The sequence below is a fragment of the Nocardia sp. NPDC057668 genome (assembly GCF_042799795.1).
In the GTDB taxonomy this organism is placed as follows: domain Bacteria; phylum Actinomycetota; class Actinomycetes; order Mycobacteriales; family Mycobacteriaceae; genus Nocardia.
This window is the reverse complement of record NZ_JBHVIC010000007.1, coordinates 387,105-409,364: the sequence shown is the minus strand read 5'-3', so window position 1 is coordinate 409,364 and position 22,260 is coordinate 387,105. Positions and strand designations below refer to the sequence as shown.

Genomic DNA, 22,260 nt, shown 5'->3' with positions numbered 1-22,260 from the left:
ATCCGGGCGAGCGGGTCGCCCGAATCCGGTTCAGCCGGGGAGCATCACGCCTCGAGCGTGGCGTCCAGCTCGATGGTGTCCACGCCCGCGAGGGCCTTGGAGACCGGGCAGCCGGCCTTGGCGGCGGCCGCGGCCTCGGCGAAGCCCGCGGCGTCGATGCCCGACGCGCGGCCGACGACCGTCAGCTTGATCTTGGAGATGCGGAAGCCGCCGGCCGGATCCGGGCTCAGCGAGACGTCGGCGGTGACGTCCAGGCTCTCCGGGGTGCCACCGGCATTGCCGATCTGCGCCGACAGCGCCATGGCGTAGCACGAGGAATGCGCGGCGGCGATCAGCTCTTCCGGGCTGGTGGTGCCGTCGGCATTGTCGGCGGCGCGCTTGGGGAACGAGACGTCGTACTTGCCGACGCCGGAGCTCGCCAATTCGACCTGACCGGAGCCGTCCTGCAGGCCGCCGGTCCAAGCGGTGCGCGCGGTACGTGTGGGCATCACTGTCCTTTCACTCGAGGAATAGGGACGAAACTACCCCGTCGCCGAAAGTGCGGGGCGGCAACCATATAGGAGACCGGGCGGTGGGTTACACCGCGGCGGCGGTCCGCAGGTCGAGCTGCTCCAGAACGGCGGGCCAGGACTCCCGATGCCGGTCCCGGGCCGCGGCGTTCGGGAATCCGGCGTGCGTGAGCAGCAGGGCGGTGCCCGCGCCGTGCGGTGAGAGTTCCACCGTCAGTACGGTTTCCGCGCCTTCGGTGCCGTCCGGGCCGGTCACCCAGGTGAGTTCCACCAGGCGTTCGGGGATCAGGCGCAGGTAGCGGCCGTAGTGCGGGTGGCCGCCGCCCGCGGTGAAGAAGAACGGCTCGTTCACCGCCGGGCGGGACAGCACCGAGCCCGGATCGGCGAACCACAGGCTCAATCGGCGGGTGCACATGAGGTAGAGCTCATCCGGGGAGGCGGCCATGATGCGCTCGGCGACCAGGGCGAACGGTCGCGCGGAGAGGTCGGGTGGCCGGATCGGCGCAGCGTCCATGCGCGAGCACGATACCGGTCGCCGTCGCCGTCCCCGCGCAGTGCCCGAGGCGGGTCGGCGAACCCGGCCGTCACTCCGGGTTGGTCACCCGGGCCAGCACGATGCCGCCGATGATGAGCGCGAGCGCCAGCACCCGGCCCGCCGAGAGCGGATCCTTCTGCAGCACCACGCCCAAACCGATGGCCCCCACCGCGCCGATGCCGGTGAAGACCGCGTACGCGGTGCCGACCGGCAGGGTGCGCATGCTGTAGGACAGCAGCCAGACCGCGACCGCGGCCAGGACGAAGCAGACCAGGGTGGCCAGCGGGCGGGTGAAGCCCTGTGTCGGTTTGATCGACTGGGACCAGGCGATCTCCACGATGCCGGCGAAAATCAGGACCAGCCAGGCCATGTCAGTACTCCTTCCCGAGCCGCCGGGCGGTGTCGAGCGCCGCGGCGTAGGAGGCGTCGTGCTTGCCACGGGCCTGCGCCAGGTGCGGGTCCTGGCGGGCGTTGGCCCATTCGGCGGTGACGAAGACGGTGTCCTCGACGGCGAAGTGGCCGGCGAAGAAGTCGCGCAGATAGCGCTCCTGATAGTCGAAGGCGGCCTTGGGCGCACCCGGGGAGTACGCGCCGCCGCGTGCGGTGGCGACCACGAAACGTGTGGGGGCCAGCGACATTCGGGGGAAGGTGATCTGGTCCAGCCAGGCTTTGAGCGCGGCGGGGATCGAGTAGTTGTACATCGGGGCGCCGATGAGCACCACGTCGGCCGCGCACACCTGGGCGAGCAGCGGCTCGACCACCGCCCAGGCGGCGGCCTGCGCCGGCGAATCCACCAGGTGCGCAAGGTGATCCAGGTCGGTGCTGCCGTGCGCGAGGACCCGGTCGCAGAGTTCGGTCCAGCCTTCGCCGATGAAGGGGATCGGGTCGGCGGCCAGGTCGCGGTAGTCGTAACCGCCGGCCGGGTGCGCGGCGCGCCAGGACTCGGCGAAGGCGGCGCTCAGCTCGCGGCTGATCGAGGCGCGGCGGGCACTGGCGTCGAGGTGCAGCAGGGTCGGCATGACGGTCTCCGATCTAAGTGGACATTGTGTCCGTTTATTCTCGAACGATAGACACTAACCGGACAGGTTGTCCACTTATTCCGGACCGGGTTACAGTGGCCGTATGGACCCCGCCGGATTGCCACTGCTCGACGGCGCGGACGGAACCGCCCCGGCCGAACGCGCCGACGCGGCCCGCAACCGGGCCAAAGTCCTCAGCGCCGCAGCCGAACTCTTCGCGAGCAAGGATCCGCGCACCGTCACGATGGACGAGGTGGCCAAGGCCGCCGGGGTCGGGCGCGGCACCCTCTACCGGCGGTACCCGGACGTGGTGTCGATCGCGGTCGCGCTGCTGGATCAGCACGAACGCGAACTCCAGGAGCAACTGCTGCGCGGTGCGCCGCCGCTCGGACCCGGCGCGCCCCCGGCCGACCGGCTGGCCGCGTTCTTCACCGCGATGGTCGAATTGCTGGACGCGCACGCCGATCTGGTGCTGGGCGCGGAGACCGGGGGCGCGCGCTTTCGCACCGGGGCGTATCAGTTCTGGCGCGTGCACGTGCGGTCACTGCTCGTGGAAGCCGGTGTGGCCGAGGTGGATTCCCTGGTGGACGCGCTGCTCGCGCCGCTGGCGGCCGAGGTGTTCCGGTATCAGCGCGAACACGGGCTCGACGCCGCGCGGATCAGCGCGGGGCTGACCCGCGTCGCCCACGGCGTACTCGGGCCGTAGAGATCGCCGGGCCGGAGCCACCCGGCCGGCGACAGCGGATTCGGCGCTCAGACCAGGTCGCGGCGGCGGATGAGCCAGGTCGTGCCGACCGCGAAGGCCGTGATGTACAGGGCGAGCAGCGCCAGGGACTCCCCTCGGCTCAGGATGTCCAGTACGCCGGGGGTGGCCGGACCGGAATCGACGCGCAGGGACCCGGCGAGCGAGCCCGCCGCGGTGCCGGGGAGGTGATCGGTCAGGGGGCGGATCGGATCGAAGATCGCGGCCACGCCGCGCAGGAGGTTCTCCACCACCAGGACCCACACCAGGCCGAGGCCGACCGCGAGGGCCGGACCCCGGGCGATCGCGCCGATCAGCGCACCCGCCACGGTCCACATGCCGAGAATGGCCGTGCCCGAAGCTATTCCGAGCAGCGCCCGGCCCGCGGACGGCAGCGCGAGGGACTCACCCCGGGTCGCCGCGATCAGTGCCGCCACCCCGGTGTCGACCACGAAAGCGGTCAGCACCAGGACGATCACCGTCAGCGCGAGGGCGACGATCACCCCACCCAGCACCGACACCCGCGAAGGCCCCTGGGTCAGAACGGTTTTCCAGCTGCCCCACCCGTACCCGGAGCCGATCGCCAGCGCGCCCAGCACCAGCATGAGCGCGCCGCCGAACATGGCCATGCCCTGGGTGAAGACCTCGGGCACCGCGGCGGGCAGCAGCTGGCGCAGCAGCACCTCGCGGGGCTGACCGTTCGACATCCGGCTGTCCGATCCACTCGTGTAGGCCAGATAGTTGAACAGGTAGGCGAAGGTCAGATTCAGCAGGATCCAGGTGCCGAGCACTATCCAGAACGCGGGCCACTTACGCAGGCGCAGCAGCTCGGCTCGCGTGCTCGCCACCAGATCGCGCGCGGTGGATCCCGGCCGGGGGCGCGGCGGGACGACGGGCGGCCCGGCAGCCGGGGACCCCGCGTCCGCCTCGGCTGCCGTCCGATGGTCCGTACCTCGCGCCGGCCACGTATTCGTGGCTGCGCCGGGCGCCGTCGCATCGCCCGGATTCATTGCCCGATCCGTCATGTCGTCGTCTCCGTCATCTCGAAAAACACTTCCTCCAGGGACTTTTCGTCGGTGCGCAGCTCGAGCAGGTCCGCGCCGGACTCGATGACCGCGCGTGCCACCGCGGGCGCCATTGCCACACCGGCGTCGACCTTGATGCCGGTGGCGGTGAGCAGCGCGGATCGATCGCCCGCCACCCGGCGCACCGCCGGGAAGGCCGTATCGAGGGGTTCGGCGCGCACGAACAGCGATGCCGTACCGCGCAACTCGCGCACGGTGGCTTCGGTGAGCAGGCGGCCGCCGGAGATGACGCCGACGCGGTCGCAGATCTCCTGCACTTCGGCGAGCAGGTGACTGGACAGCACGACGGTGTGCCCGTCGGCGGCGAGACCGGTGATCAACTCCCGCATCTCGGCCATGCCCGCGGGGTCGAGGCCGTTGGTGGGTTCGTCGAGAATCAGCAGGTCGGGACCGCCGAGCAGGGCGGCCGCAACGCCCAGGCGCTGCTTCATGCCGAGGGAGTAGGAGCGGAACTTGTCGTCACCGCGCGCGCCCAGACGCACGCGATCGAGGACGCGGTCCACCTCCGCGCGATCCGTGCCGCGGTAGCGGGCCAGCACCCGCAGGTTGTCGCGCCCGGACAGGTAGGGGTAGAAGCCGGGCCCCTCGATGAGAACGCCCATGCGGCTCAGGGCTTCCGGTGCGCCCGGGGGCTGCCCGAGCACCGTGGCGGCGCCGCCGGAGGGACGGATGAGGCCGACCAGCATGCGCAGGGTCGTGGTCTTGCCCGCGCCGTTGGGTCCGAGGAACCCGTAGATCTCACCGCGCCGCACCCGCATGCTGACCGCGTCCACCGCCAGGTGCGATCCGTAGCTCTTGGTCAACCGCTCGGTGTCGAGGATCGCTTCGTTCATGGTTCCAGCGTCCGCCCGGGGCGATCGGGAAACATCCGCCACACAACCCGATTCGATGTACGCACCGCGACGTATGTCCGGCCGGAGACACCGCCGCCGGCCGGCCCTGTCCCTGTGCCCGGCGCGCTCGAGCACGCGTTCGGCACCTTCGCCGACACCCGCCTCGACTCCACCGGCGGCCGCCCGTCCGGGCACCGCCCGCGCGGACACATCCGGCGCGACCCCGTACGTACGCGGACGTATTTCCCGCCGAGACGGTGTCGCGGAAGCTCGCACGGCGCTACCGTTCAGCCATGGGTGCGGCGCGGTGGGGTCTGCGGAGCGGGGGCGTACAGGGCGGGGATGTGCTGCTCGCGCTGGTCATAGCCATCGCCCAACTCGGTGGCGGGACGGCGGCCAACGCGCACCAGGACGTGCTGCGCGAACTGGACCCGCTCGGGTACGCGCTGCTGGCGGCGGGGCCGCTGCTACTGCTCGTGCGGCGGCGGTATCCCGAACCCGTGCTGTACGGGACCATCGCCGCGGCGGCGGCGTATCTGCTCCTCGGGTACGGGTACGGGCCGATCTTCCTGTCGCTGGTGGTCGCGTTCCTGACCGCAGGCATCCGCGGATCACGGTGGCGCACCTATCCGCTGGTGCTCGCCGGGTACCTGGTGATGGTGTGGCCGGCGCCCGGATGGCGGGGCTACGCGAGCAACAGCTGGCAGCAGTTCGGGCTGCTCGCGTGGCTCATCGTGCTGGTGGCGATCGCCGAGGGCATCCGGCAGCGCCGGGCCGCGCTGCGCGCACGCCGCGAGCAGGAGGCCGAGGCGCTGCGCAACGCCGAAGCCGAACGCGCGCGCGAACTCGCCGAGCAGGAGCAGCGGGCCGGCGAGGAACGGCTCGCCATCGCGCGCGAACTGCACGATGTGCTCGCGCACAGTCTCTCGCTCATCAATGTGCAGTCCTCGGTGGCGCTGGAATTGCTCGACCGCAAGCCCGAGCAGGCGGCCACGGCGCTGGCGGCGATCAAGACGGCCAGCAAAGACGCACTCGGGGAAGTGAATTCGCTGCTGCGCTCGATACGCGGCGGCACGGCCACGGTCTCCGCACCGGTCACGCCCACGGTCGGCATCGGTGACCTCGACGCGCTCACCGGGCCCGCCCGCACCGCCGGGGTGCAGGTGCGGACCATCGTGACCGGGACGGTCCGGCGGCTGCCGACCGTGGTGGAGGTGGCCGCCGCGCGGATCGTGCAGGAGGCGCTGACCAATGTGGTGCGGCACGCTCCGGGCGCGAGTGTGCTTGTGACCATTCGCTATTCGGCGGACCGACTGTTCGTGTGCGTCGAGAACACCCCGCCCGCGCGGGCCGCGACCGAGACGAGCGGGGGCGGGCACGGCATTCGCGGGATGACCGAGCGGGCCAACGCGCTGGGCGGGCGGCTCGCGGCCGCGCCCAAACCCGACGGCGGATTCCGGGTGGAAGCGCGGCTGCCCGCACATCTGACGCAGCCCGAACCCGCGACGTAGCCGTGCCCGGCGAATCCCGCGCACACGAGCCGTGGACCGGCGGGCGCGTAGGTTCGAGGCAGCCGCCGGTCGGCGGCCCCGGCGCTCACGCCTGCGGCCGTCGGCCCGCCCGGCCCGTCCCGGATACCGAAAAGCATGCGCACCCGGAGGTTTCGTGAGTATTCGAGTCGTGATCGCCGATGATCAGGCGCTGGTGCGCGCGGGTTTCGCGGCGCTGCTGAACGCACAGGACGACATCGAGGTCGTGGGCGAGGCCGAGAACGGCGACCAGGCGGTGCGCCGGGCCCGCGAGCTCACGCCCGGCGTGGTGCTCATGGACATCCGCATGCCGGTGCTGGACGGGCTGGCCGCGACCCGCGCCATCGCCGCCGACCCGAAGCTGGCCGGGGTGCGGGTGATCGTGCTGACCACCTTCGAACTCGACGAGTACGTCTTCGAGGCCATGCGCGCGGGCGCCACCGGGTTCCTGGTCAAACACACCGAACCGGCCGATCTCGTGAAGGCCGTGCGCGTGGTCGCCGAGGGTGACGCACTGCTGTCCCCCGGCGTGACCCGCCGCCTGGTCGCCGAGTTCGCCGCCCACGCCAAACCCGCGCCGGCCGCCGCCCTGTCCGTCCTCACCGACCGCGAACGCGAGGTCATGACCCTGGTCGCCGAGGGCCTCACCAACGCCGAGATCGCCGCCCGCCTGTTCATGAGCCCCGCGACCGCCCGCACCCACGTCAGCCGCATCCTGGTGAAGCTCGGCGCGCGCGACCGCACCCAACTGGTCGTGATCGCCTACGAGTCGGGCATGGTGCGACCGGGCTGGCAGTGACGCCCCGGCGCGAGGCCCACCGGGGCGTGCCCATCGGGCGGCCGGAAACCGGCGCACGGCTCCGGAACGGTTCCGCGCGCGTTCGCGTACGCCCGCGGACGTAGTCCGAACACCACCCGCGCGCAGATTCCGGGCGATGCGAACGCGCGCATGCTCGAAAAATGAACATGCACTTCGGAATCGTCCTGACTCCCCGTTCCGGCGCCGAATGGGTGCGATCCGTCCGGGAGGCCGAACAGCAGGGGTACGCCACGCTCATGCTCCCCGACACCCTGTACACACCTTCGCCGTTCCCCGCGCTGGCGGCCGCGGCGGCGGTGACCGGCACGATTCGACTGCGGCCCAACGTGCTGGCGGTACCCATGCGCACGGCCGTCGCGACCGCCCGCGAAACATCGGCGCTGCAACTGCTTTCGGACGGCCGCTTCGAACTCGGCCTGGGCACCGGCCGTCCCGACGCGAGCCGTGAGGCCGAAAGGCTCGGCGTGCCCTGGGGCTCGGCCGCCGAGCGCCGCGCCCAACTGCTGGCGACCATCGAAACCGTCCGCGCCACAGTCCAACCCGCTCCGCCGATCATCATCGCCGCCAGCGGACCGCGCATGCTCGCCACCGCCGCCGCGCACGCCGACCGCATCCACCTCGCGGTCCAGCCCACCGCCACCGAGGACGACCTGGCCGCGGTGATCGCCACCGTGCGCGATCACACCGACCGCGCGATCCCCTGCTCGCTCCAACTGGTCGGCGTCGGAAACCAACTCCCCCACTACATGACCACCCACATGGGGATCACCGCCGCCGGCCTCCGCGAGGTGGACGCCGCCGCCCTGCTCCCCGCCGACCCCGCCGCGGCCGCCGAACTCCTGGAACACCGCCGCGAGAAGTACGGCATAGACGAACTCCTGGTCCCCGGCGACCTCGCCGCGGCCTTCGCTCCCATCGCCGCCCGCTTCCACTGAACACCTCGCGCGCGAGGACCACCTGTCCCGGGCACTGCACCGGGACAGGACGAAGCCGGAGCCGCACACGGTCGCCCGAACCTCAGCGCCGTGCGCGAACGGCCAGGGCTGCCGCCGTGGCGGCGTGAATCCGCTGGCCGCCGATGTGTGCCGATCCACGGCGGGCAGGGCGAACGCCGGCCGCCCGGATCACACAGCCGACCTCGTGCCGCCGACCGCCGCCGCGCAACCGACTTCGTACTACCGCTTGCGTGCCGCCGAGCGCGGGCCCGCCGACACGCGCCTATCCCCGCACACGCGAAAGCCCCGCTCACCCGAAGGTGAGCGGGGCTTTCGGTGGAACTATTACTCGCCGGAGGCCGCGGGGGTCGCCGGGGTGTCACCGGCGGCGGCGACCGCCACCGGCTCTTCCGGGGCATCCTTCTTGGTCAGCTTGGCGCGGGCGGCGAAGGTGAACTTCGCCTTGTCGCCCTGGCCTTCGCCGTCCCAGCCCTCGACGTCGACCTTCACGATCTGACCGGCGCCCAGCTCGCCGAAGAGGATCTTCTCCGACAGCTGGTCCTCGATCTCACGCTGAATGGTGCGACGCAGCGGGCGCGCGCCGAGCACCGGGTCGAAGCCGCGCTTGGCGAGCAGGCTCTTGGCCTGTTCGGTCAGCTCGATCTCCATGTCCTTGTTCTTCAGCTGCTTGGCGACGCGGGCGATCATCAGGTCGACCATCTGGATGATCTGATCCTGGGTGAGCTGGTGGAACACGATCACGTCGTCGATGCGGTTGAGGAACTCGGGGCGGAAGTGCTTCTTCAGCTCGTCGTTGACCTTGAGCTTCATGCGCTCGTAGTTCGAGCCCTCGGCGTTGGACTGGGCGAAGCCCAGGCCCACGGCCTTGGAGATGTCCGAGGTGCCGAGGTTCGAGGTGAAGATCAGCACGGTGTTCTTGAAGTCGACCGTGCGACCCTGACCGTCGGTCAGGCGGCCGTCCTCGAGGACCTGCAACAGGGTGTTGTAGATCTCCTGGTGGGCCTTCTCGATCTCGTCGAACAGCACGACCGAGAACGGCTTGCGGCGCACCTTCTCGGTGAGCTGGCCGCCCTCTTCGTAGCCCACGTAGCCCGGAGGGGCACCGAAGAGCCGCGACGCGGTGAAGCGGTCGTGGAACTCGCCCATGTCGATCTGGATGAGCGCGTCGTCGTCGCCGAACAGGAAGTTCGCCAGCGCCTTGGAGAGCTCGGTCTTACCGACACCGGACGGGCCGGCGAAGATGAACGAGCCCGAGGGACGCTTGGGGTCCTTCAGACCGGCACGCGTACGGCGGATCGCCTTGGAGACGGCGCGAACCGCGTCCTCCTGGCCGATGATCCGCTTGTGCAGCTCGTCCTCCATGCGGAGCAGACGGGTGGTCTCCTCCTCGGTGAGCTTGAACACCGGGATACCGGTCCAGTTGGCCAGCACCTCCGCGATCTGCTCGTCGTCGACCTCGGCCACGACGTCCAGATCGCCCGAGCGCCACTGCTTTTCGCGCTCGGCACGCTTGGCGACGAGCTGCTTCTCCTTGTCGCGCAGGCGCGCGGCCTTCTCGAAGTCCTGCGCGTCGATCGCGCTTTCCTTCTCGCGACGCGCGTCGGCGATCTTGTCGTCGAACTCGCGCAGGTCCGGCGGTGCGGTCATCCGGCGGATACGCATGCGCGCGCCCGCCTCGTCGATGAGGTCGATCGCCTTGTCCGGCAGGAACCGGTCGTTGATGTACCGGTCGGCCAGCGTCGCCGCCGCCACCAGCGCGGAATCGGTGATCGAGACGCGGTGATGCGCCTCGTACCGGTCGCGCAGGCCCTTGAGGATGTTGATCGTGTGCTCGACGGTCGGCTCGCCGACCTGCACCGGCTGGAACCGGCGCTCGAGCGCGGCGTCCTTCTCGATGTACTTGCGGTACTCGTCGAGGGTGGTCGCGCCGATGGTCTGCAGCTCACCGCGCGCCAGCTTGGGCTTGAGGATCGAGGCCGCGTCGATCGCGCCCTCGGCCGCGCCCGCACCCACCAGGGTGTGCAGCTCGTCGATGAACAGGATGATGTCGCCGCGGGTGTTGATCTCCTTGAGCACCTTCTTCAGGCGCTCCTCGAAATCACCGCGGTAGCGGCTGCCCGCGACCAGGGAACCCAGGTCGAGGGTGTACAGCTGCTTGTCCTTCAGCGTCTCCGGGACCTCACCGTTGACGATGGCCTGTGCCAGGCCCTCGACCACGGCGGTCTTACCGACACCGGGCTCGCCGATCAGTACCGGGTTGTTCTTGGTACGGCGGCTCAACACCTGCATGACGCGCTCGATTTCCTTCGAGCGGCCGATGACCGGGTCGAGCTTGCCCTCGAGGGCGGCCTGGGTCAGGTTGCGGCCGAACTGGTCGAGCACCAGCGAGGTGGACGGAGTGCCCGCACCCTCGCCACGCGTACCCGAACCCTCGACCGGCTCCTTGCCCTGGTAGCCCGAGAGCAGCTGAATAACCTGCTGGCGCACCCGATTCAGGTCCGCGCCGAGCTTGACCAGCACCTGCGCCGCGACGCCCTCACCCTCGCGGATCAGGCCGAGCAGGATGTGCTCGGTGCCGATGTAGTTGTGGCCGAGCTGCAGCGCTTCGCGCAACGACAGCTCGAGAACCTTCTTGGCACGCGGGGTGAAGGGGATGTGACCGGACGGCGCCTGCTGGCCCTGCCCGATGATCTCCTCGACCTGCGACCGCACACCCTCCAGCGAAATGCCCAGCGACTCCAGCGACTTCGCTGCGACGCCCTCACCCTCGTGGATCAGGCCAAGCAGGATGTGCTCGGTGCCGATGTAGTTGTGGTTGAGCATCCGGGCCTCTTCTTGGGCCAGGACAACGACCCGCCGCGCGCGGTCGGTGAACCTCTCGAACATCGCTCCCTCACTTCCTGCTCCGCTTGCTACGGCATCCGGCGCTTCAGACCCTGTGCTGCCCTTCTGGTCGCCAGCCTGCCATGAAGCCCTGGGGTTGCATCCCCCGCCTCCACTCTAGTTGGCAGGGGTCACGCACGTCGTCCGTCCACCCTATTGCGAACAGGCGACAGTACGACTCATTCCCTCATAACGGAGCTGTAGCCGGAATCGTTTCCGCCCCGGCTACGCCCACAGCTGAATTTTCTGCTCCCGCTCCGCGACGGCGGAGTTCGCCGGGGTTCTACCCGGTGAAGGGTGGGATGAACGTGCACTCGACCGGGCGCGGGTGGGCCGGGTCCAGGGCGTTCAGGACGTAGGCGGCCGCGCGCGAACTGCCGGCGATCGCCAGGTGGTCGGAGAAATCGGTCGCGCAGCCGTCCTGGACGACGATGTTCGTCGCGTTCGGGCCGGGTATCAGGCCGGCGGTGTGCGGGAACGCGATCTCGTCGTAAACAGTGGCGATATTGGTATACGTGATCTCCGGCGCGTAGATCCCGTCGGCGTTCAGGGCCGCCAGGAAGGCCGACCCCGCCGTCAGCTGCGGGACGGCGGGCATGGGGAAGTTCACGGTGTCGAGGTCGATGCCCAGGCGCAGGGCCGTCTCGCGGATCACCGTCATCGAGTCACCGCCGACGCCGACCCAGGGTCCGGCGATGGAGACGAACTTGTCAACCTTGGCCGCCCCGCCGAGCCGCTTGACCATGTACTGGCCGACGATCCCGCCCTGGGAGTGGCTGATGAAATCCACCTTCGCCGCACCGGTGGCCGCGAGCACGCGGTCCACGAAAGCCGAGACCTGGGCGGCGCTTTCGGGGATGGGCCGCATCCCGCCCATGGCCGAGAGCGGCCACGGGACATCGGCGCTGCCGTAGGTCAGGGCGTACGCGCAGTAGCCCTCGTTGGCCAGCAGCGGCGCGTACGCGCCCCAGTTGGTCTGCGCCCCGCCCGCGGTGCCGTGCAGCAGCACCACCGGATTGGGGTGCGCGGCGGTGGGCACGCACGAGAAGTCATTCGCACCGGGCAGCGAGCCGCCGGGGTTGGACAGCTCGTACGGAATGCCGGCGAAGAAGTTGAAGTCGACGCGGTACTCGGCGTGCGCGACGCCGCTCGTCCCCGTCCACAACATGGCCAGTACCGCCATGATCAGCAGTGATCCGGGTGTCCGGCGGGCCGCCGGTCCCCGCGATCGGCGGATCGGCATTCCCGGTGCTCGGCGCTGCGGCGCACGACGCATGGTCCCTCCCAAAATAGAACGCGTTCCATCAAGTTAATGGGAATTCGCGTCCGCTGAGGGACTTACCGACGGGTAATTTCTAGAACTTGTTCTTCCGAATGGAAGCGGTGCGGTGCACCCCCCGAACGACGGCGGCGGCCGGAACCCACCGCGGCAGCGCGCCGCACGATGGGTTCCGGCCGCCGCCGGATCGAGTCAGGACCAGCCGGGCGCCGAGCCCCGCGGCGCGGACCCGTGCGGGGCCGCGATCGGAGCCGAGAAGCCGCCGGGCACCTGCGGGAAGGCCGGGGCCGCGCTCTGCCCGGCCGCGGTGGCGGGCAGCGCCGCGCTCTCCGCGCGGCCGTGCTGCAGACCGGCCACGAACAGCGCGCCCAGCAGCACCAGGAAGGCCAGCGTGTGCAGCACCGCGCGCACGGTGTTCCAACGCACCCAATCGGATTCGAACTGGGCGCGCACCGCCGCCAGATCCGGGATCGCGTTCACATCGCCCGCGGCGGCCAGCTGATCGTTGAGCGGGACGTTCAGTCCGGAGGTCACCCCGAACGCGATCACGTTGAGCACCAGCGCCACCGCGATCCAGATCAGGGTGGTGCGCACATCCTTGCCGAGATGCAGGGCCGCGGCGACCACCGAGAAGCCGACGGTGCCCATGAACGCGATCATGAACCACGGATTGATGATGACCACGTTGATCTTCTGCATGACGTCCACGAGGGTGCGGTCGTCGGCGCGGTTCAGCGCCGGCATCACCGAGATCACATACCCGTAGAAGAGTCCCGCGATCAGACCCGTCGACGCAGTGGCCGCCACCAGGGCCGCGATCCGAAGTCCGAACATGTCCTTCTCCTGACTGAAAATCCGTCACCCGCGAAAACACCGGGTGCTCAACGACTTCTAGTCAACACCGGGACGGACCCCGCATTCCATCGCCGAGACGCTCGGCAACATCCGCGGTCGTCTCACGCGTCAGGACGCCGCGCGGGCGCGCATCACAAATCGCGTTCGGAGATGATGCCGCTCTGCAGGGCCAGATTGGCCAGGCGCACGCGCTTGGCGTTCTGCGGCAGATCCTCCACGCCGAACTTGGCGAACAGCGCCCGCAGATGCGTCTTGATGGCGTCCACGCTGAGGAACAGCTCGGCGGCGATCTGTTGATTGGACGCGGGCGAGGCGAAGCCGTCGTTGCCGCGCAGCGGGCGGCACAGGGCCACCAGCACCGAGCGCTGGGTCTCGGTCAGCGAGCGCAGCGTGGGCAGGCCGCCGGTGGAGGTCTGGGTGATATCGCCTGCGGCGCCGGAGAAATCGTGGAAGGTCACGCGCGAGGTGCCCATGCGGATCACATCGCCGGGCTGCAGCCGATGCCGGCCGACCAGGCGCACGCCGTTGACGAAGGTGCCGTTGCGCGAGAGGCCGTCGTCCACGATGGTCCAGTGCGCGCTCAGGTATTCGGCGGTGGCGTGCAGGCGCGAGACCTCCACGTCCCAGGACAGCGAGAGATCGGCCTGCGGGGAGCGGCCGATCGTGATGCGGGGCTGGTCAGGGGTCAGCATCAGCTCGTGCTGACGACCCTCTTGATCCTTGACCCGCAGGAATGAACCGTGGAATGCGGTCACTGCGCCGATACCTCGTCTCTACATCCAGCCAGTGACATCGTCCGCACAGGTTCAATGGTGCCGTGCCGCCTCGGCACGAGCAAGATCGCACCCGGTATATGGGCAGAACCCGCCCCACCGAGTTATACGCAAAGCGTATGAATAAACCACTGCCGCCCGGGCTCGCACGAATCACCCGAGCGGCAGTCGTAAAGACAACTAGTTCTTCGACGCGGCCTTGTTGTAAGCCTCCGTGATGTCCGCGGAGATACGACCGCGCGCCGACACCTTGTGTCCATTCCGGCGCGCCCATTCACGAATCGCCGCGCTTTGTTCGCGATCGATCGAGACCCGGCTCTTCGGACCCGTGGCCGCGGCGGCCGCGACCTTGGTGCGGCGGCGGCCGCTCACGCGACGCGCGTTGGAAACCCAGACTTCCAAACCGTCCCGCAGCTTGGCCGCATTCGCCGTCGACAGGTCGATCTCGTACGAGACGCCATCGATAGCGAACTCGATGGTCTCGTCCGCGATGGACTCACCGTCGACATCGTCGATCAGGCTAACGGTGACCTTCTTTGCCATGAGATGAACGTCCTCTCGAAATCGTGCGACCCGCATAGTTAGGCCGATTACCCAGAGCCAGAATACCGCTGAATTCGATAGTCCCAGAACGGGCACCGACAATGCAATCCAGCGAACTCAACGAGCAGCCGGACGCACAATTGGAAAGAGTATCGTTTCTCGGATTCCCAAGCCAGTCAGGGCCATCAGCAACCGGTCGATTCCCATACCGGTTCCGGTCGTCGGCGGCATACCATGCTCCATCGCGGCCAAGAAGTCCTCGTCCAGGCGCATGGCCTCGTCATCGCCCGCGGCGGCCAAACGCGCCTGATCTTCGAAGCGCTCCCGCTGGATGACCGGATCCACGAGTTCGGAATATCCGGTGGCGAGTTCGAAGCCGCGCACGTACAGGTCCCACTTCTCGGTAACCCCGGGCTTGCTCCGATGCTGACGCGTCAGCGGCGAGGTCTCCACCGGGAAGTCGCGAACGAAAGTCGGCGCGTACAGCTTGTCGCCGTACACGTGCTCCCACAGTTCCTCGACCAGTTTCCCGTGACCGTAGCCCTTGTCCTGCGGAATTTCCAGACCTACGCGATCGGCGAGCTCCAGCAATTCCGCCACCGACGTTTCCGGCGTGACCTCGACACCGATCGACTCGGACAGCGACGGGTACATCTCGACGGTCGTCCACTCGCCCGACAGATCGTATTCGGTGCCATCGGCGAGCGTGACCACCAGCGTTCCGTAGACCGCCTGAGCGACTTCCTGGATCAATTCACGCATCATCTTCGCGGAATCGTCGTAGGTGCCGTACGCCTCGTAGGTTTCCAGCATTGCGAACTCCGGGGAATGCGTGGAGTCCGCGCCCTCGTTGCGGAAGTTCCGGTTGATCTCGAAGACCTTCTCGATACCGCCGACCACGCAGCGCTTGAGGAACAGCTCCGGCGCGATGCGCAGGAACAGCTCCAGATCGAGCGCGTTGGAGTGGGTGACGAACGGCCGGGCCGCCGCACCGCCGTGGATGGTCTGCAGCATCGGGGTCTCGACCTCGAGGAAACCCCTGCGCTCCAAGGCATCTCGCAGCGCACGCACCGCGGCGACGCGGGTGCGGGCCATCTCCCGGGCCTCCGGGCGCACGATGAGGTCCACGTAGCGCTGGCGCACCCGGGACTCCTCGTTCATCTCCTTGTGCGCCACCGGCAGCGGGCGCAGCGACTTGGCCGCCATCTCCCACGCATCGGCCATCACGCTCAATTCGCCGGTGCGCGAGGAGATCACCTCACCGTGCACGAACACGAAATCGCCCAGGTCCACGTCGGCCTTCCAGGCGGCCAGCGACTCCGCGCCGACGCCGTTCAGGCTGATCATGGCCTGCAGCTTGGTGCCGTCGCCCTCCTGCAGGGTGGCGAAGCAGAGCTTGCCGGTGTTGCGCAGGAAGATGACCCGGCCCGCGACGCCGGCGACGAGGCCGGTCTGGGTGTCCGGGGCCAAATCCGGGTAGGCGGCCCGGATTTCGGCGAGGCCGTGGGTGCGCTCGACGATGACCGGGTAGGCCTCGCGCCCCTCGGCCAGCAAACGCTCCCGCTTCTCTCGGCGAATCCGCATCTGCTCCGGGACGTCCTGTTCCACGACAGGGGCTGCGGCAGCCTTCTGACCGGCGGCGGACTTGGTTTCAGCGGAAGAAGAGGAGGTGGGGGTGCTCACGGATGTCTAGCCTAGCTGCCTCGTCCACCCGAATACTCAGCGCCCGGTCGAGAGCGGTGACGCCCCCGCACCGGCGAAAAAGCGCCGCTCGCCCGCGCCCGCGACCCACGTCCGGGCAGCGCCGAATTCCGGGCGCCGCGCGAGCCGTCCGGCCCCACCACAGCATTTCCCGGGAACGGGACCGCAAATAATCGGCAATACGCGTCGAACGCCTATGGCGCGGACCGCCGACTCGGAAACAAAAGTCGCTCCCGCACCGTGAAACAGGCCGCCCGCGCGATCTCGGGCCCCGCCGTCACAACCAGGCGAGCGTGGCGACCTCGCGCTGAAAATGCGGGGCGGTGGTCGCGGCCACGGTCAGCAGCCCCGCGGCCTTGAGCGCCTGGTAGCCGCCGACCAGGTCGGTGGCGCGGCGCAGGCCCAGCTGCTGCAGCGACGACGCGGCCAGGCTGGAGGTGTAGCCCTCGGAGCAGGCGATGACCCACTCCACGTCATGGTCGGTCGCCAGGGCCAGGCGGGCGCTGCTGGACGGGTCGAGCCGCCACTCCAGCACATTGCGCTCGATCACCAGGGCGCCCGGCAGGGTGCCTTCGCGCAGGCGCTGGGCCTGCGGCCGGATATCCACCAGAATCGCGCCGCGGGCCAGGGCCTGCGGCAGTTCGATCGGGTAGAGGCGGCTCAGGCCCGCGCGGGCCTGGGCGAGCATGCCGTCGATCGTCAAGTGGGTCATTCGAGTTCGCCTTCGGGCTGGTCGGTGAGGACGGAACGGGTGCGCCGCAGGGTGCCGTGGCCGGTGACCTCGTAGTAGGACATGGCCGTCAGCGGCGGTGAGTAGGCATGCACGCTCAGGGTGGGATCCAGCGGTCCGGCGATGCCGGCGGCCGCGTCCGGGGCACGCACCACGTCGTGCACCCAGCCCAGCGGGAAGGAGGCCTGGTCACCGGCCACCAGGGTCCGGGGCCGCAATTCCTTACCGTTCCAGCGGTATTCGGACAGCGCGCCGGACAGCACGGTCAGCGCGCCCAGCGAGCCGGCGTGATCGTGCAGTTCGGTGTACTGATCCGCGACCCAGCTGATCAACCAGACGTCCACCTCGTCGTCCGCGTAAAGCCTTACGGCCCAGCGCTTCTCGGCGGGCCAGAGGCCGTCGGCGGGGAGCAGGTGATCGTAGCGGCCGAGCAGCACGTCCTCGGCGCCCTCATCGGTCAGGCGCAGCAGATCGGCCGGGCGCAACCGGGTGGGCAGGGCGGAGGCGGTGGCCCGCTCGGTGATCTCGGCGGGCAGCGGCTCGGACACGGCCGCGTGCGCGGACTCGGTCACAGCCTTGGCAAGGGAAAGGACAGAAGATCGCATGAGCGAAACTCCAAAGAGTGTGTTTACGGTCGAGGGCTAAAAACGCGGCCTCGACAAAATCGAGGCAATCAGCCTCGACAACACTCCTGGGCGCTCACACGGATGGACACGAGGGCGAGCTTAGCAAACGCTCCCGGCGAAGCAACAGCCCCGCCGGGATCGACTAGGTCACAAACCGGCTGGTCTGACATCTGCCGGGGCCGGCCCGGCGACCGCACACCCACCGCGCGGGTGCGAATCACCGTTCACCTCGGAGTCCGGCGCCCCGGTCATCTCGGGGTGCGGCGCTGCTGATTGCGCTCGTACACCAGCCGCAGCCCGTCCAGGGTCAGATGCGGCTCGTGATGGTCGATGGTCTCCGATTCCGGGACGATCAGCGGGGCGCTCGCGCCGGTCGCCACGACGGCCACCTCGGCGCCGGAGAACGCGTCGAACTCGTCGCGAATGCGATCGATCAGCCCGTCGACCAGGCCGGCGAAACCGAAGATCGCGCCGGACTGCATGCACTCCATGCTGTTCTTGCCGACCACCGACCGCGGGCGCGCCAATTCCGTGCGGCGCAGCGCGCTGCGCTCCACCAGTGCCTCGGTCGAGATCTCCACCCCGGGCGCGATCACCCCGCCCAGGAACTCACCCTTGGCCGAGACCAGGTCCACACAGATCGCGGTGCCGAAATCGACCACGATGGAAGGACTTTGGAAGCGGTGATAGGCGGCCAGGCAGTTCACGATGCGGTCCGCGCCGACCTCCTTGGGATTGTCGACCAGCAGCGGAATCCCGGTGCGCACACCGGGTTCCACCACCACGTGCGGCACGTGACCCCAGTAGCGGTTCAGCATCTCGCGCAACTCGCGCAGCACCGGCGGCACCGTCGACAGCGCCGCGACGCCCACCACCTGCTCGGCATCGGCGCCGATGAGCCCGCGCACCTGCAGCGCGAACTCATCCGCGGTCAGCAACGGATTGGTGTGCATTCGCCAGTGCCGCACCAGTTTCGCGTGTTCGCCGCTGCCGGAGAACAGGCCGAGCTCGATACTGGTGTTGCGGACATCGATGGTCAGCAGCATCGCTGATCCTTCCTTCGCATGAACGGAGCGCCCGCGCGGTCACGCTCCGCTATCGCCCCGGCGAACCGGCCGTACGAGACCGGTCCGCGCCCCGCTCAGTGCACGAACGTCAGCGCTTCAGTGCGCGAACGTCAGCGAACGGGGTGAGATCAGATCCGAGCCCTCGGGCGCGTGCGCCGGATCCGAGCCCAGCTCGACCTGGCGGTTGCGATCGTCGACGAAGACCACGCGCGGGGCGTAGCTCTTCAGCTCCTCGGCATCCATCATGGCGTAGGCGATCAGGATCACCAGGTCGCCCGGGTTCACCAGATGCGCTGCGGCGCCGTTGATTCCGATGACTCCCGAACCACGCTCACCCGCGATGATGTAGGTCTCCAGGCGGGCGCCGTTGGTGATGTCGACGATGCAGACCTGCTCGCCCTCGAGCAGATCGGCGGCGTCGAGCAGATCCTGATCGACCGTCACCGAACCCACGTAGTGCAGGTCCGCGTGGGTCACCGTCGCGCGGTGGATCTTCGACTTCATCATGGTGCGCAACATCGTCGTCGCCTCCTTAAACGGTTGCCCGGTCGGACAGGTGGGGTGTGGTCGGATTGCCGTCGATCGGGGTACCGAGGCTGATGGGAAGGTTGTCGAGCAGGCGGGTGCCGCCGACCCGGGCCGCGACGAGCAGCCGGGCGTTGCCGCTGGCCTGCACCTCGCCGAGATCGGAACCGCGCAGCGCCAGGTAGTCGACCTCGATGCCGGGCGCGGTGTCGAGCACGGCGCGCGCCGCGGCCAGCACCGCGTCCGCGCCCAGGCCCGAGGAGTGCCGGCCGGCCGCGAGCGCGGCGGACAGCGTGGTCGCCAGTTCGCGCTGCTCGGCGTCGAGGAAGCGGTTGCGCGAGGACAGCGCCAGGCCGTCCGGCTCACGCACGGTCGGCACCGCGACGATCTTCAGATCGAAGTTCAGGTCGCGCACCATCTGCCGGATGAGCGCCAGCTGCTGGTAGTCCTTCTCGCCGAAGAACGCCTGGTGCGGGCGGCAGATCTGGAAGAGCTTGGCGACCACGGTCAGCATGCCCGCGAAATGCCCGGGGCGGACCGCGCCTTCGAGTTCGTCGCCGATCGGGCCGGGGTGCACGGTGGTGCGCGGGCCGTCCGGGTACATCTGCGCGGCGCTGGGCGCGAAGACCAGTTCCACGCCCTCGGCGCGCAACAGCTCGACGTCGGCGTCCAGGGTGCGCGGATACTTGTCCAGGTCCTCACCGGCCCCGAACTGCAAGGGGTTCACGAAGATCGACACGATGACGACCTGGTTGGTCCGCTTGGCCTGCCGCACCAGTTCCAGGTGCCCCTCGTGCAGCGCGCCCATCGTCGGGACGAGCGCGACCGTGCGGCCGACCTGACGCAAAGCCTTGGCAACCGAGTTCACGATCGCCGGATCGTGCAGCACGGTCAGCTCGCCGCGCTTGTAGGTGCCACGCAGTTTCGGGTCCATCAGCGGTTTCCTTCTTTCGGCAGATCGGATCCGAGCAGCTCCAGCAGCGCGGGGTTGGTGGCGGCCCGCTCGGCCGTGCGCAGGGACATCGCGCGATATCCGGCGGCGATCCGCGGATCCACCGACTCCAGGGCCGACAGGTGCGCGGCCACCGCGGCCACGTCACCGCGCGCCACCGGACCGGTCAGCGCGGCCTGGCCGCGGCGCAGCGCGTTGTCGAGCGCGGCCGAGGCGAGCGGAGCCAGCATTCGCTCGGCAAGCCCGTTGGGCTGATCGTCCACCGCCTGCTGGCCCAGCAGGCCGGGCCCCGCGAGCGCGGACCGCAGCGCGGCCACCGCGTCGACGATGAGCGTCACCAGGTGATTACTGCCGTGCGCCAGCGCGGCGTGATAGAGCGTGCGGTTCTCCTCGGCCACCCGCACCGGCTCACCGCCCATTTCGATGACGAGCGATTGCGCGATGGCGTAACCGATCTCGTCACCGGCGGTCACACCGAAACAGGCGTTGGCCAGCCGGGCGACATCCTCGTCGTGGCCGGTGAAGGTCATGGCGGGATGGATGGCCAGCGGCAGCGCGCCCAGTTCGGTGAGCGGGGCCAGAATTCCGATGCCGTTCGCGCCGGAGGTGTGCGCCACGATCGCGCCGGGCCGCACGGCTTTCGCCGCCGCCAAACCCGCCACCAGCCCGGCCAATTCGCTGTCCGGCACCGCCAGGATCAGCAGTTCGCTGCGCGCCGCGACCTCGGCCGCGGGCAGCACCTGCGAATCCGGCAGTCGCGTGGCGGCCCGGCGCAGCGAGGCGTCCGAAATCGCGGACACCCCGAAAACCACATGACCGGCACGTTCGAGTGCCACACCCAGAGCGGAGCCGACGCGTCCCGCCGAGACGATTCCCACCGTCAGTCGTGCAGGCGCAAGATCGGTTCCACAGACATCCTCGTCCGAGGTCACCCTTGTCCTCTCGAAGTTCGTTCCAGTCCCGCTCCCGCGGGTACCAGACGTTACGGCCCGAGAATATCGGCCCCGATTCCGCGGGGCCACCGACTGTGGGATGTCTTACAGGTCGCCCTCGGATCGCAGGTTCGCCATGATCTCGGCCACCGACAACCGCCGGCCCGACTCGGGATCGGTGTCCTCGTCCGACCGGCGGCGACGCCGGGCACTGGCGGTGCCCATGGCCGGGGCCGTGGTCGGCTCGGGCATCAGGCGCGGGGTCGCGGGCGCGGGCGCGTCGGATCCCGGCTCCGCGCCGAAGGACTTGTCCGCGAAGGGCTTGTCGAGGGGCTGCGGGCCCGCCGCGGCCAGGGCGGCTTCGACCTGTTCGGCCTCGCGCGCCTCGGCGGCGAGTGCGGCGTCGGCGGCGCTCTTCGCGTCCGCGGCGGCCTTCGCCTCCGCGGCGCTCGCGGCCTCGGCCGCGCTCTTGGCCTCCACGGCGGCGACCGCCGCGGCGGCAGCGGCCGCCACCCCGGAGGTCCGCGCGGTGCCGAAGGTCATGTCCTGTTCGAACTCGTTCATCTCGTCGTCGAGCTCGTCGAGGCCGACCGGCACGTCGAAGAAGCGCGGCTGCTCGCCCGGCTTGGACTTCATGGCCGCGGCCATGATCCGGTCGATGTCGAGCTGATCGACGCTCTCGGTGACGATGGAGGTCTCCGCGGTCACCGGGTCGTCGTAGGGGCTCGCGAAGGCCGGCGGCTCGGGATGATCGTCGTGGAAGATCGGCGTGACCAGGCTGCGCGGATCGGGCTCGGACGGCTCGGGCAGCTCCGGCTGGGACCACGGGTCCCAGGAGTCGGTGTTCTGCCAGCTACCGTTCGCCGTCGCGTCACGCGATTCGGCGCCGCTGCTGGGCAATTCCTGCACTCGGACCGCGTCGGCCCGCAGGGCGACCCGTTCCTGGGGCAGATCGCCGTCGAACAGGCGCTGCAGGCTCTCGCGCAGAACCGCCAGTTCACCGCGCAGCGCGGCCATCTCCTCGGCGTCCGCGCCGACCTCTTTGCGGACCCGGGACTCGACGCCGAGCTCGTATTCGCGGCGGGCGGCAACCTCCCGCTCGAGCTGGAGGTGGTAGACCTTCTGCAGGTCACCTACTTTGGCCTTGTCCACCGCCGATTCCCTGCGGTAACGGGTCGCGGCCAGGGCTCCGATCGCGGCCGCCCAGAGCGCCGCGACCAAGCCCACCCGGACCATATGGACATTGTCGCTGAAGACCAGGAAAACACTGGCAACCAGTCCGAGGAGGAGAAGCACGCCGGTGAAGAATTTTCCCGCGTCGACCCGCCGACGACGGGAAGCAGTGCTACGGGAGGGTGAAACCATG

23 protein-coding genes are annotated in these 22,260 nt (G+C 69.4%); 4 read left to right on the top strand and 19 right to left on the bottom strand.

Annotated elements, in window-relative coordinates:
* Window positions 1-44 precede the first annotated feature (44 nt).
* From ACFVBH_RS35175 to ACFVBH_RS35160, 4 genes are all read right to left on the bottom strand, one after another.
* A complete protein-coding gene (locus ACFVBH_RS35175) occupies window positions 45-488 on the bottom strand; it encodes an OsmC family peroxiredoxin (protein WP_354988221.1) in 444 nt (147 codons plus the stop codon).
* Window positions 489-576: 88 nt separating this feature from the next.
* Window positions 577-1,023 carry an SRPBCC domain-containing protein gene (locus ACFVBH_RS35170; protein WP_354988222.1) on the bottom strand — a complete coding sequence of 149 codons (447 nt, stop codon included), beginning with the start codon at window positions 1,021-1,023 and terminating at the stop codon, window positions 577-579.
* 70 nt (window positions 1,024-1,093) lie between these two features.
* Window positions 1,094-1,414, bottom strand: coding sequence for a multidrug efflux SMR transporter (locus ACFVBH_RS35165; RefSeq protein ID WP_354988223.1), 321 nt, complete (start codon window positions 1,412-1,414; stop codon window positions 1,094-1,096).
* 1 nt (window position 1,415) lies between these two features.
* The gene (locus tag ACFVBH_RS35160; RefSeq protein ID WP_379008437.1) at window positions 1,416-2,063 is read right to left on the bottom strand and encodes an FMN-dependent NADH-azoreductase; all 648 of its coding nucleotides are present in this window, start codon (window positions 2,061-2,063) and stop codon (window positions 1,416-1,418) included.
* A 103-nt stretch (window positions 2,064-2,166) separates the two neighbouring features.
* Here ACFVBH_RS35160 and ACFVBH_RS35155 point away from each other — a divergent pair, with 103 nt between their 5' ends.
* A complete protein-coding gene (locus tag ACFVBH_RS35155; protein ID WP_379008435.1) occupies window positions 2,167-2,769 on the top strand; it encodes a TetR/AcrR family transcriptional regulator in 603 nt (200 codons plus the stop codon).
* A gap of 47 nt (window positions 2,770-2,816) precedes the next feature.
* Here the strand turns inward: ACFVBH_RS35155 and ACFVBH_RS35150 are convergent, their stop codons facing one another.
* Together ACFVBH_RS35150 and ACFVBH_RS35145 are read right to left on the bottom strand one after the other, a co-directional pair.
* A complete protein-coding gene (locus ACFVBH_RS35150; RefSeq protein WP_379008432.1) occupies window positions 2,817-3,830 on the bottom strand; it encodes an ABC transporter permease subunit in 1,014 nt (337 codons plus the stop codon).
* The gene (locus tag ACFVBH_RS35145) at window positions 3,827-4,723 is read right to left on the bottom strand and encodes an ABC transporter ATP-binding protein (protein ID WP_379008430.1); all 897 of its coding nucleotides are present in this window, start codon (window positions 4,721-4,723) and stop codon (window positions 3,827-3,829) included. The genes ACFVBH_RS35150 and ACFVBH_RS35145 overlap by 4 nt, the downstream gene beginning before the upstream one ends.
* A gap of 293 nt (window positions 4,724-5,016) precedes the next feature.
* On the opposite strand from ACFVBH_RS35145, the gene ACFVBH_RS35140 reads away from it, so the two are divergent.
* The 3 genes from ACFVBH_RS35140 (at window position 5,017) to ACFVBH_RS35130 (ending at window position 8,007) form a co-directional block, all read left to right on the top strand.
* Window positions 5,017-6,234, top strand: coding sequence for a sensor histidine kinase (locus tag ACFVBH_RS35140; RefSeq protein ID WP_379008427.1), 1,218 nt, complete (start codon window positions 5,017-5,019; stop codon window positions 6,232-6,234).
* A gap of 154 nt (window positions 6,235-6,388) precedes the next feature.
* Window positions 6,389-7,051 (top strand): response regulator, encoded by a 663-nt coding sequence (locus ACFVBH_RS35135; protein ID WP_379008424.1) that lies wholly within the window; start codon window positions 6,389-6,391, stop codon window positions 7,049-7,051.
* A 161-nt stretch (window positions 7,052-7,212) separates the two neighbouring features.
* Complete coding sequence (locus ACFVBH_RS35130) at window positions 7,213-8,007, top strand: LLM class flavin-dependent oxidoreductase (protein ID WP_379008421.1); 795 nt, start codon at window positions 7,213-7,215, stop codon at window positions 8,005-8,007.
* Between the two features lie 345 nt (window positions 8,008-8,352).
* Here ACFVBH_RS35130 and ACFVBH_RS35125 read toward each other — a convergent pair whose 3' ends face one another.
* From ACFVBH_RS35125 to ACFVBH_RS35065, 13 genes are all read right to left on the bottom strand, one after another.
* Complete coding sequence (locus ACFVBH_RS35125; RefSeq protein WP_354988231.1) at window positions 8,353-10,914, bottom strand: ATP-dependent Clp protease ATP-binding subunit; 2,562 nt, start codon at window positions 10,912-10,914, stop codon at window positions 8,353-8,355.
* A gap of 280 nt (window positions 10,915-11,194) precedes the next feature.
* A complete protein-coding gene (locus ACFVBH_RS35120) occupies window positions 11,195-12,154 on the bottom strand; it encodes an esterase/lipase family protein (RefSeq protein ID WP_379008418.1) in 960 nt (319 codons plus the stop codon).
* Between the two features lie 228 nt (window positions 12,155-12,382).
* Window positions 12,383-13,024 carry a DUF1772 domain-containing protein gene (locus ACFVBH_RS35115; protein ID WP_379008416.1) on the bottom strand — a complete coding sequence of 214 codons (642 nt, stop codon included), beginning with the start codon at window positions 13,022-13,024 and terminating at the stop codon, window positions 12,383-12,385.
* 152 nt (window positions 13,025-13,176) lie between these two features.
* Window positions 13,177-13,800, bottom strand: a complete 624-nt coding sequence (locus ACFVBH_RS35110; protein ID WP_379008414.1) for an FHA domain-containing protein — start codon at window positions 13,798-13,800, stop codon at window positions 13,177-13,179.
* A 198-nt stretch (window positions 13,801-13,998) separates the two neighbouring features.
* Window positions 13,999-14,361: an Lsr2 family protein gene (locus tag ACFVBH_RS35105; protein ID WP_354988234.1), complete on the bottom strand. Its 363-nt coding sequence runs from the start codon at window positions 14,359-14,361 to the stop codon at window positions 13,999-14,001.
* A 117-nt stretch (window positions 14,362-14,478) separates the two neighbouring features.
* Window positions 14,479-15,945, bottom strand: coding sequence for a lysine--tRNA ligase (gene lysS / locus ACFVBH_RS35100; protein WP_354988268.1), 1,467 nt, complete (start codon window positions 15,943-15,945; stop codon window positions 14,479-14,481).
* A gap of 394 nt (window positions 15,946-16,339) precedes the next feature.
* Window positions 16,340-16,774 (bottom strand): rhodanese-like domain-containing protein, encoded by a 435-nt coding sequence (locus ACFVBH_RS35095; RefSeq protein WP_354988235.1) that lies wholly within the window; start codon window positions 16,772-16,774, stop codon window positions 16,340-16,342.
* Complete coding sequence (locus ACFVBH_RS35090) at window positions 16,771-17,397, bottom strand: cysteine dioxygenase family protein (protein ID WP_354988236.1); 627 nt, start codon at window positions 17,395-17,397, stop codon at window positions 16,771-16,773. Before ACFVBH_RS35090 ends, ACFVBH_RS35095 begins: the two co-directional genes overlap by 4 nt.
* Before the next feature lie 269 nt (window positions 17,398-17,666).
* Window positions 17,667-18,464 (bottom strand): type III pantothenate kinase, encoded by a 798-nt coding sequence (locus tag ACFVBH_RS35085; protein ID WP_354988237.1) that lies wholly within the window; start codon window positions 18,462-18,464, stop codon window positions 17,667-17,669.
* Between the two features lie 117 nt (window positions 18,465-18,581).
* Window positions 18,582-19,004 (bottom strand): aspartate 1-decarboxylase, encoded by a 423-nt coding sequence (gene panD, locus ACFVBH_RS35080; RefSeq protein WP_354988238.1) that lies wholly within the window; start codon window positions 19,002-19,004, stop codon window positions 18,582-18,584.
* Window positions 19,005-19,017: 13 nt separating this feature from the next.
* On the bottom strand, window positions 19,018-19,944 hold the full coding sequence (gene panC / locus ACFVBH_RS35075) for a pantoate--beta-alanine ligase (RefSeq protein WP_354988239.1): 927 nt from the start codon (window positions 19,942-19,944) through the stop codon (window positions 19,018-19,020).
* Window positions 19,944-20,894: a Rossmann-like and DUF2520 domain-containing protein gene (locus ACFVBH_RS35070; protein ID WP_379008408.1), complete on the bottom strand. Its 951-nt coding sequence runs from the start codon at window positions 20,892-20,894 to the stop codon at window positions 19,944-19,946. The genes panC and ACFVBH_RS35070 overlap by 1 nt, the downstream gene beginning before the upstream one ends.
* Window positions 20,895-20,999: 105 nt before the next feature.
* Window positions 21,000-22,190: a DUF6779 domain-containing protein gene (locus ACFVBH_RS35065; protein ID WP_379008406.1), complete on the bottom strand. Its 1,191-nt coding sequence runs from the start codon at window positions 22,188-22,190 to the stop codon at window positions 21,000-21,002.
* Window positions 22,191-22,260: the final 70 nt, after the last annotated feature.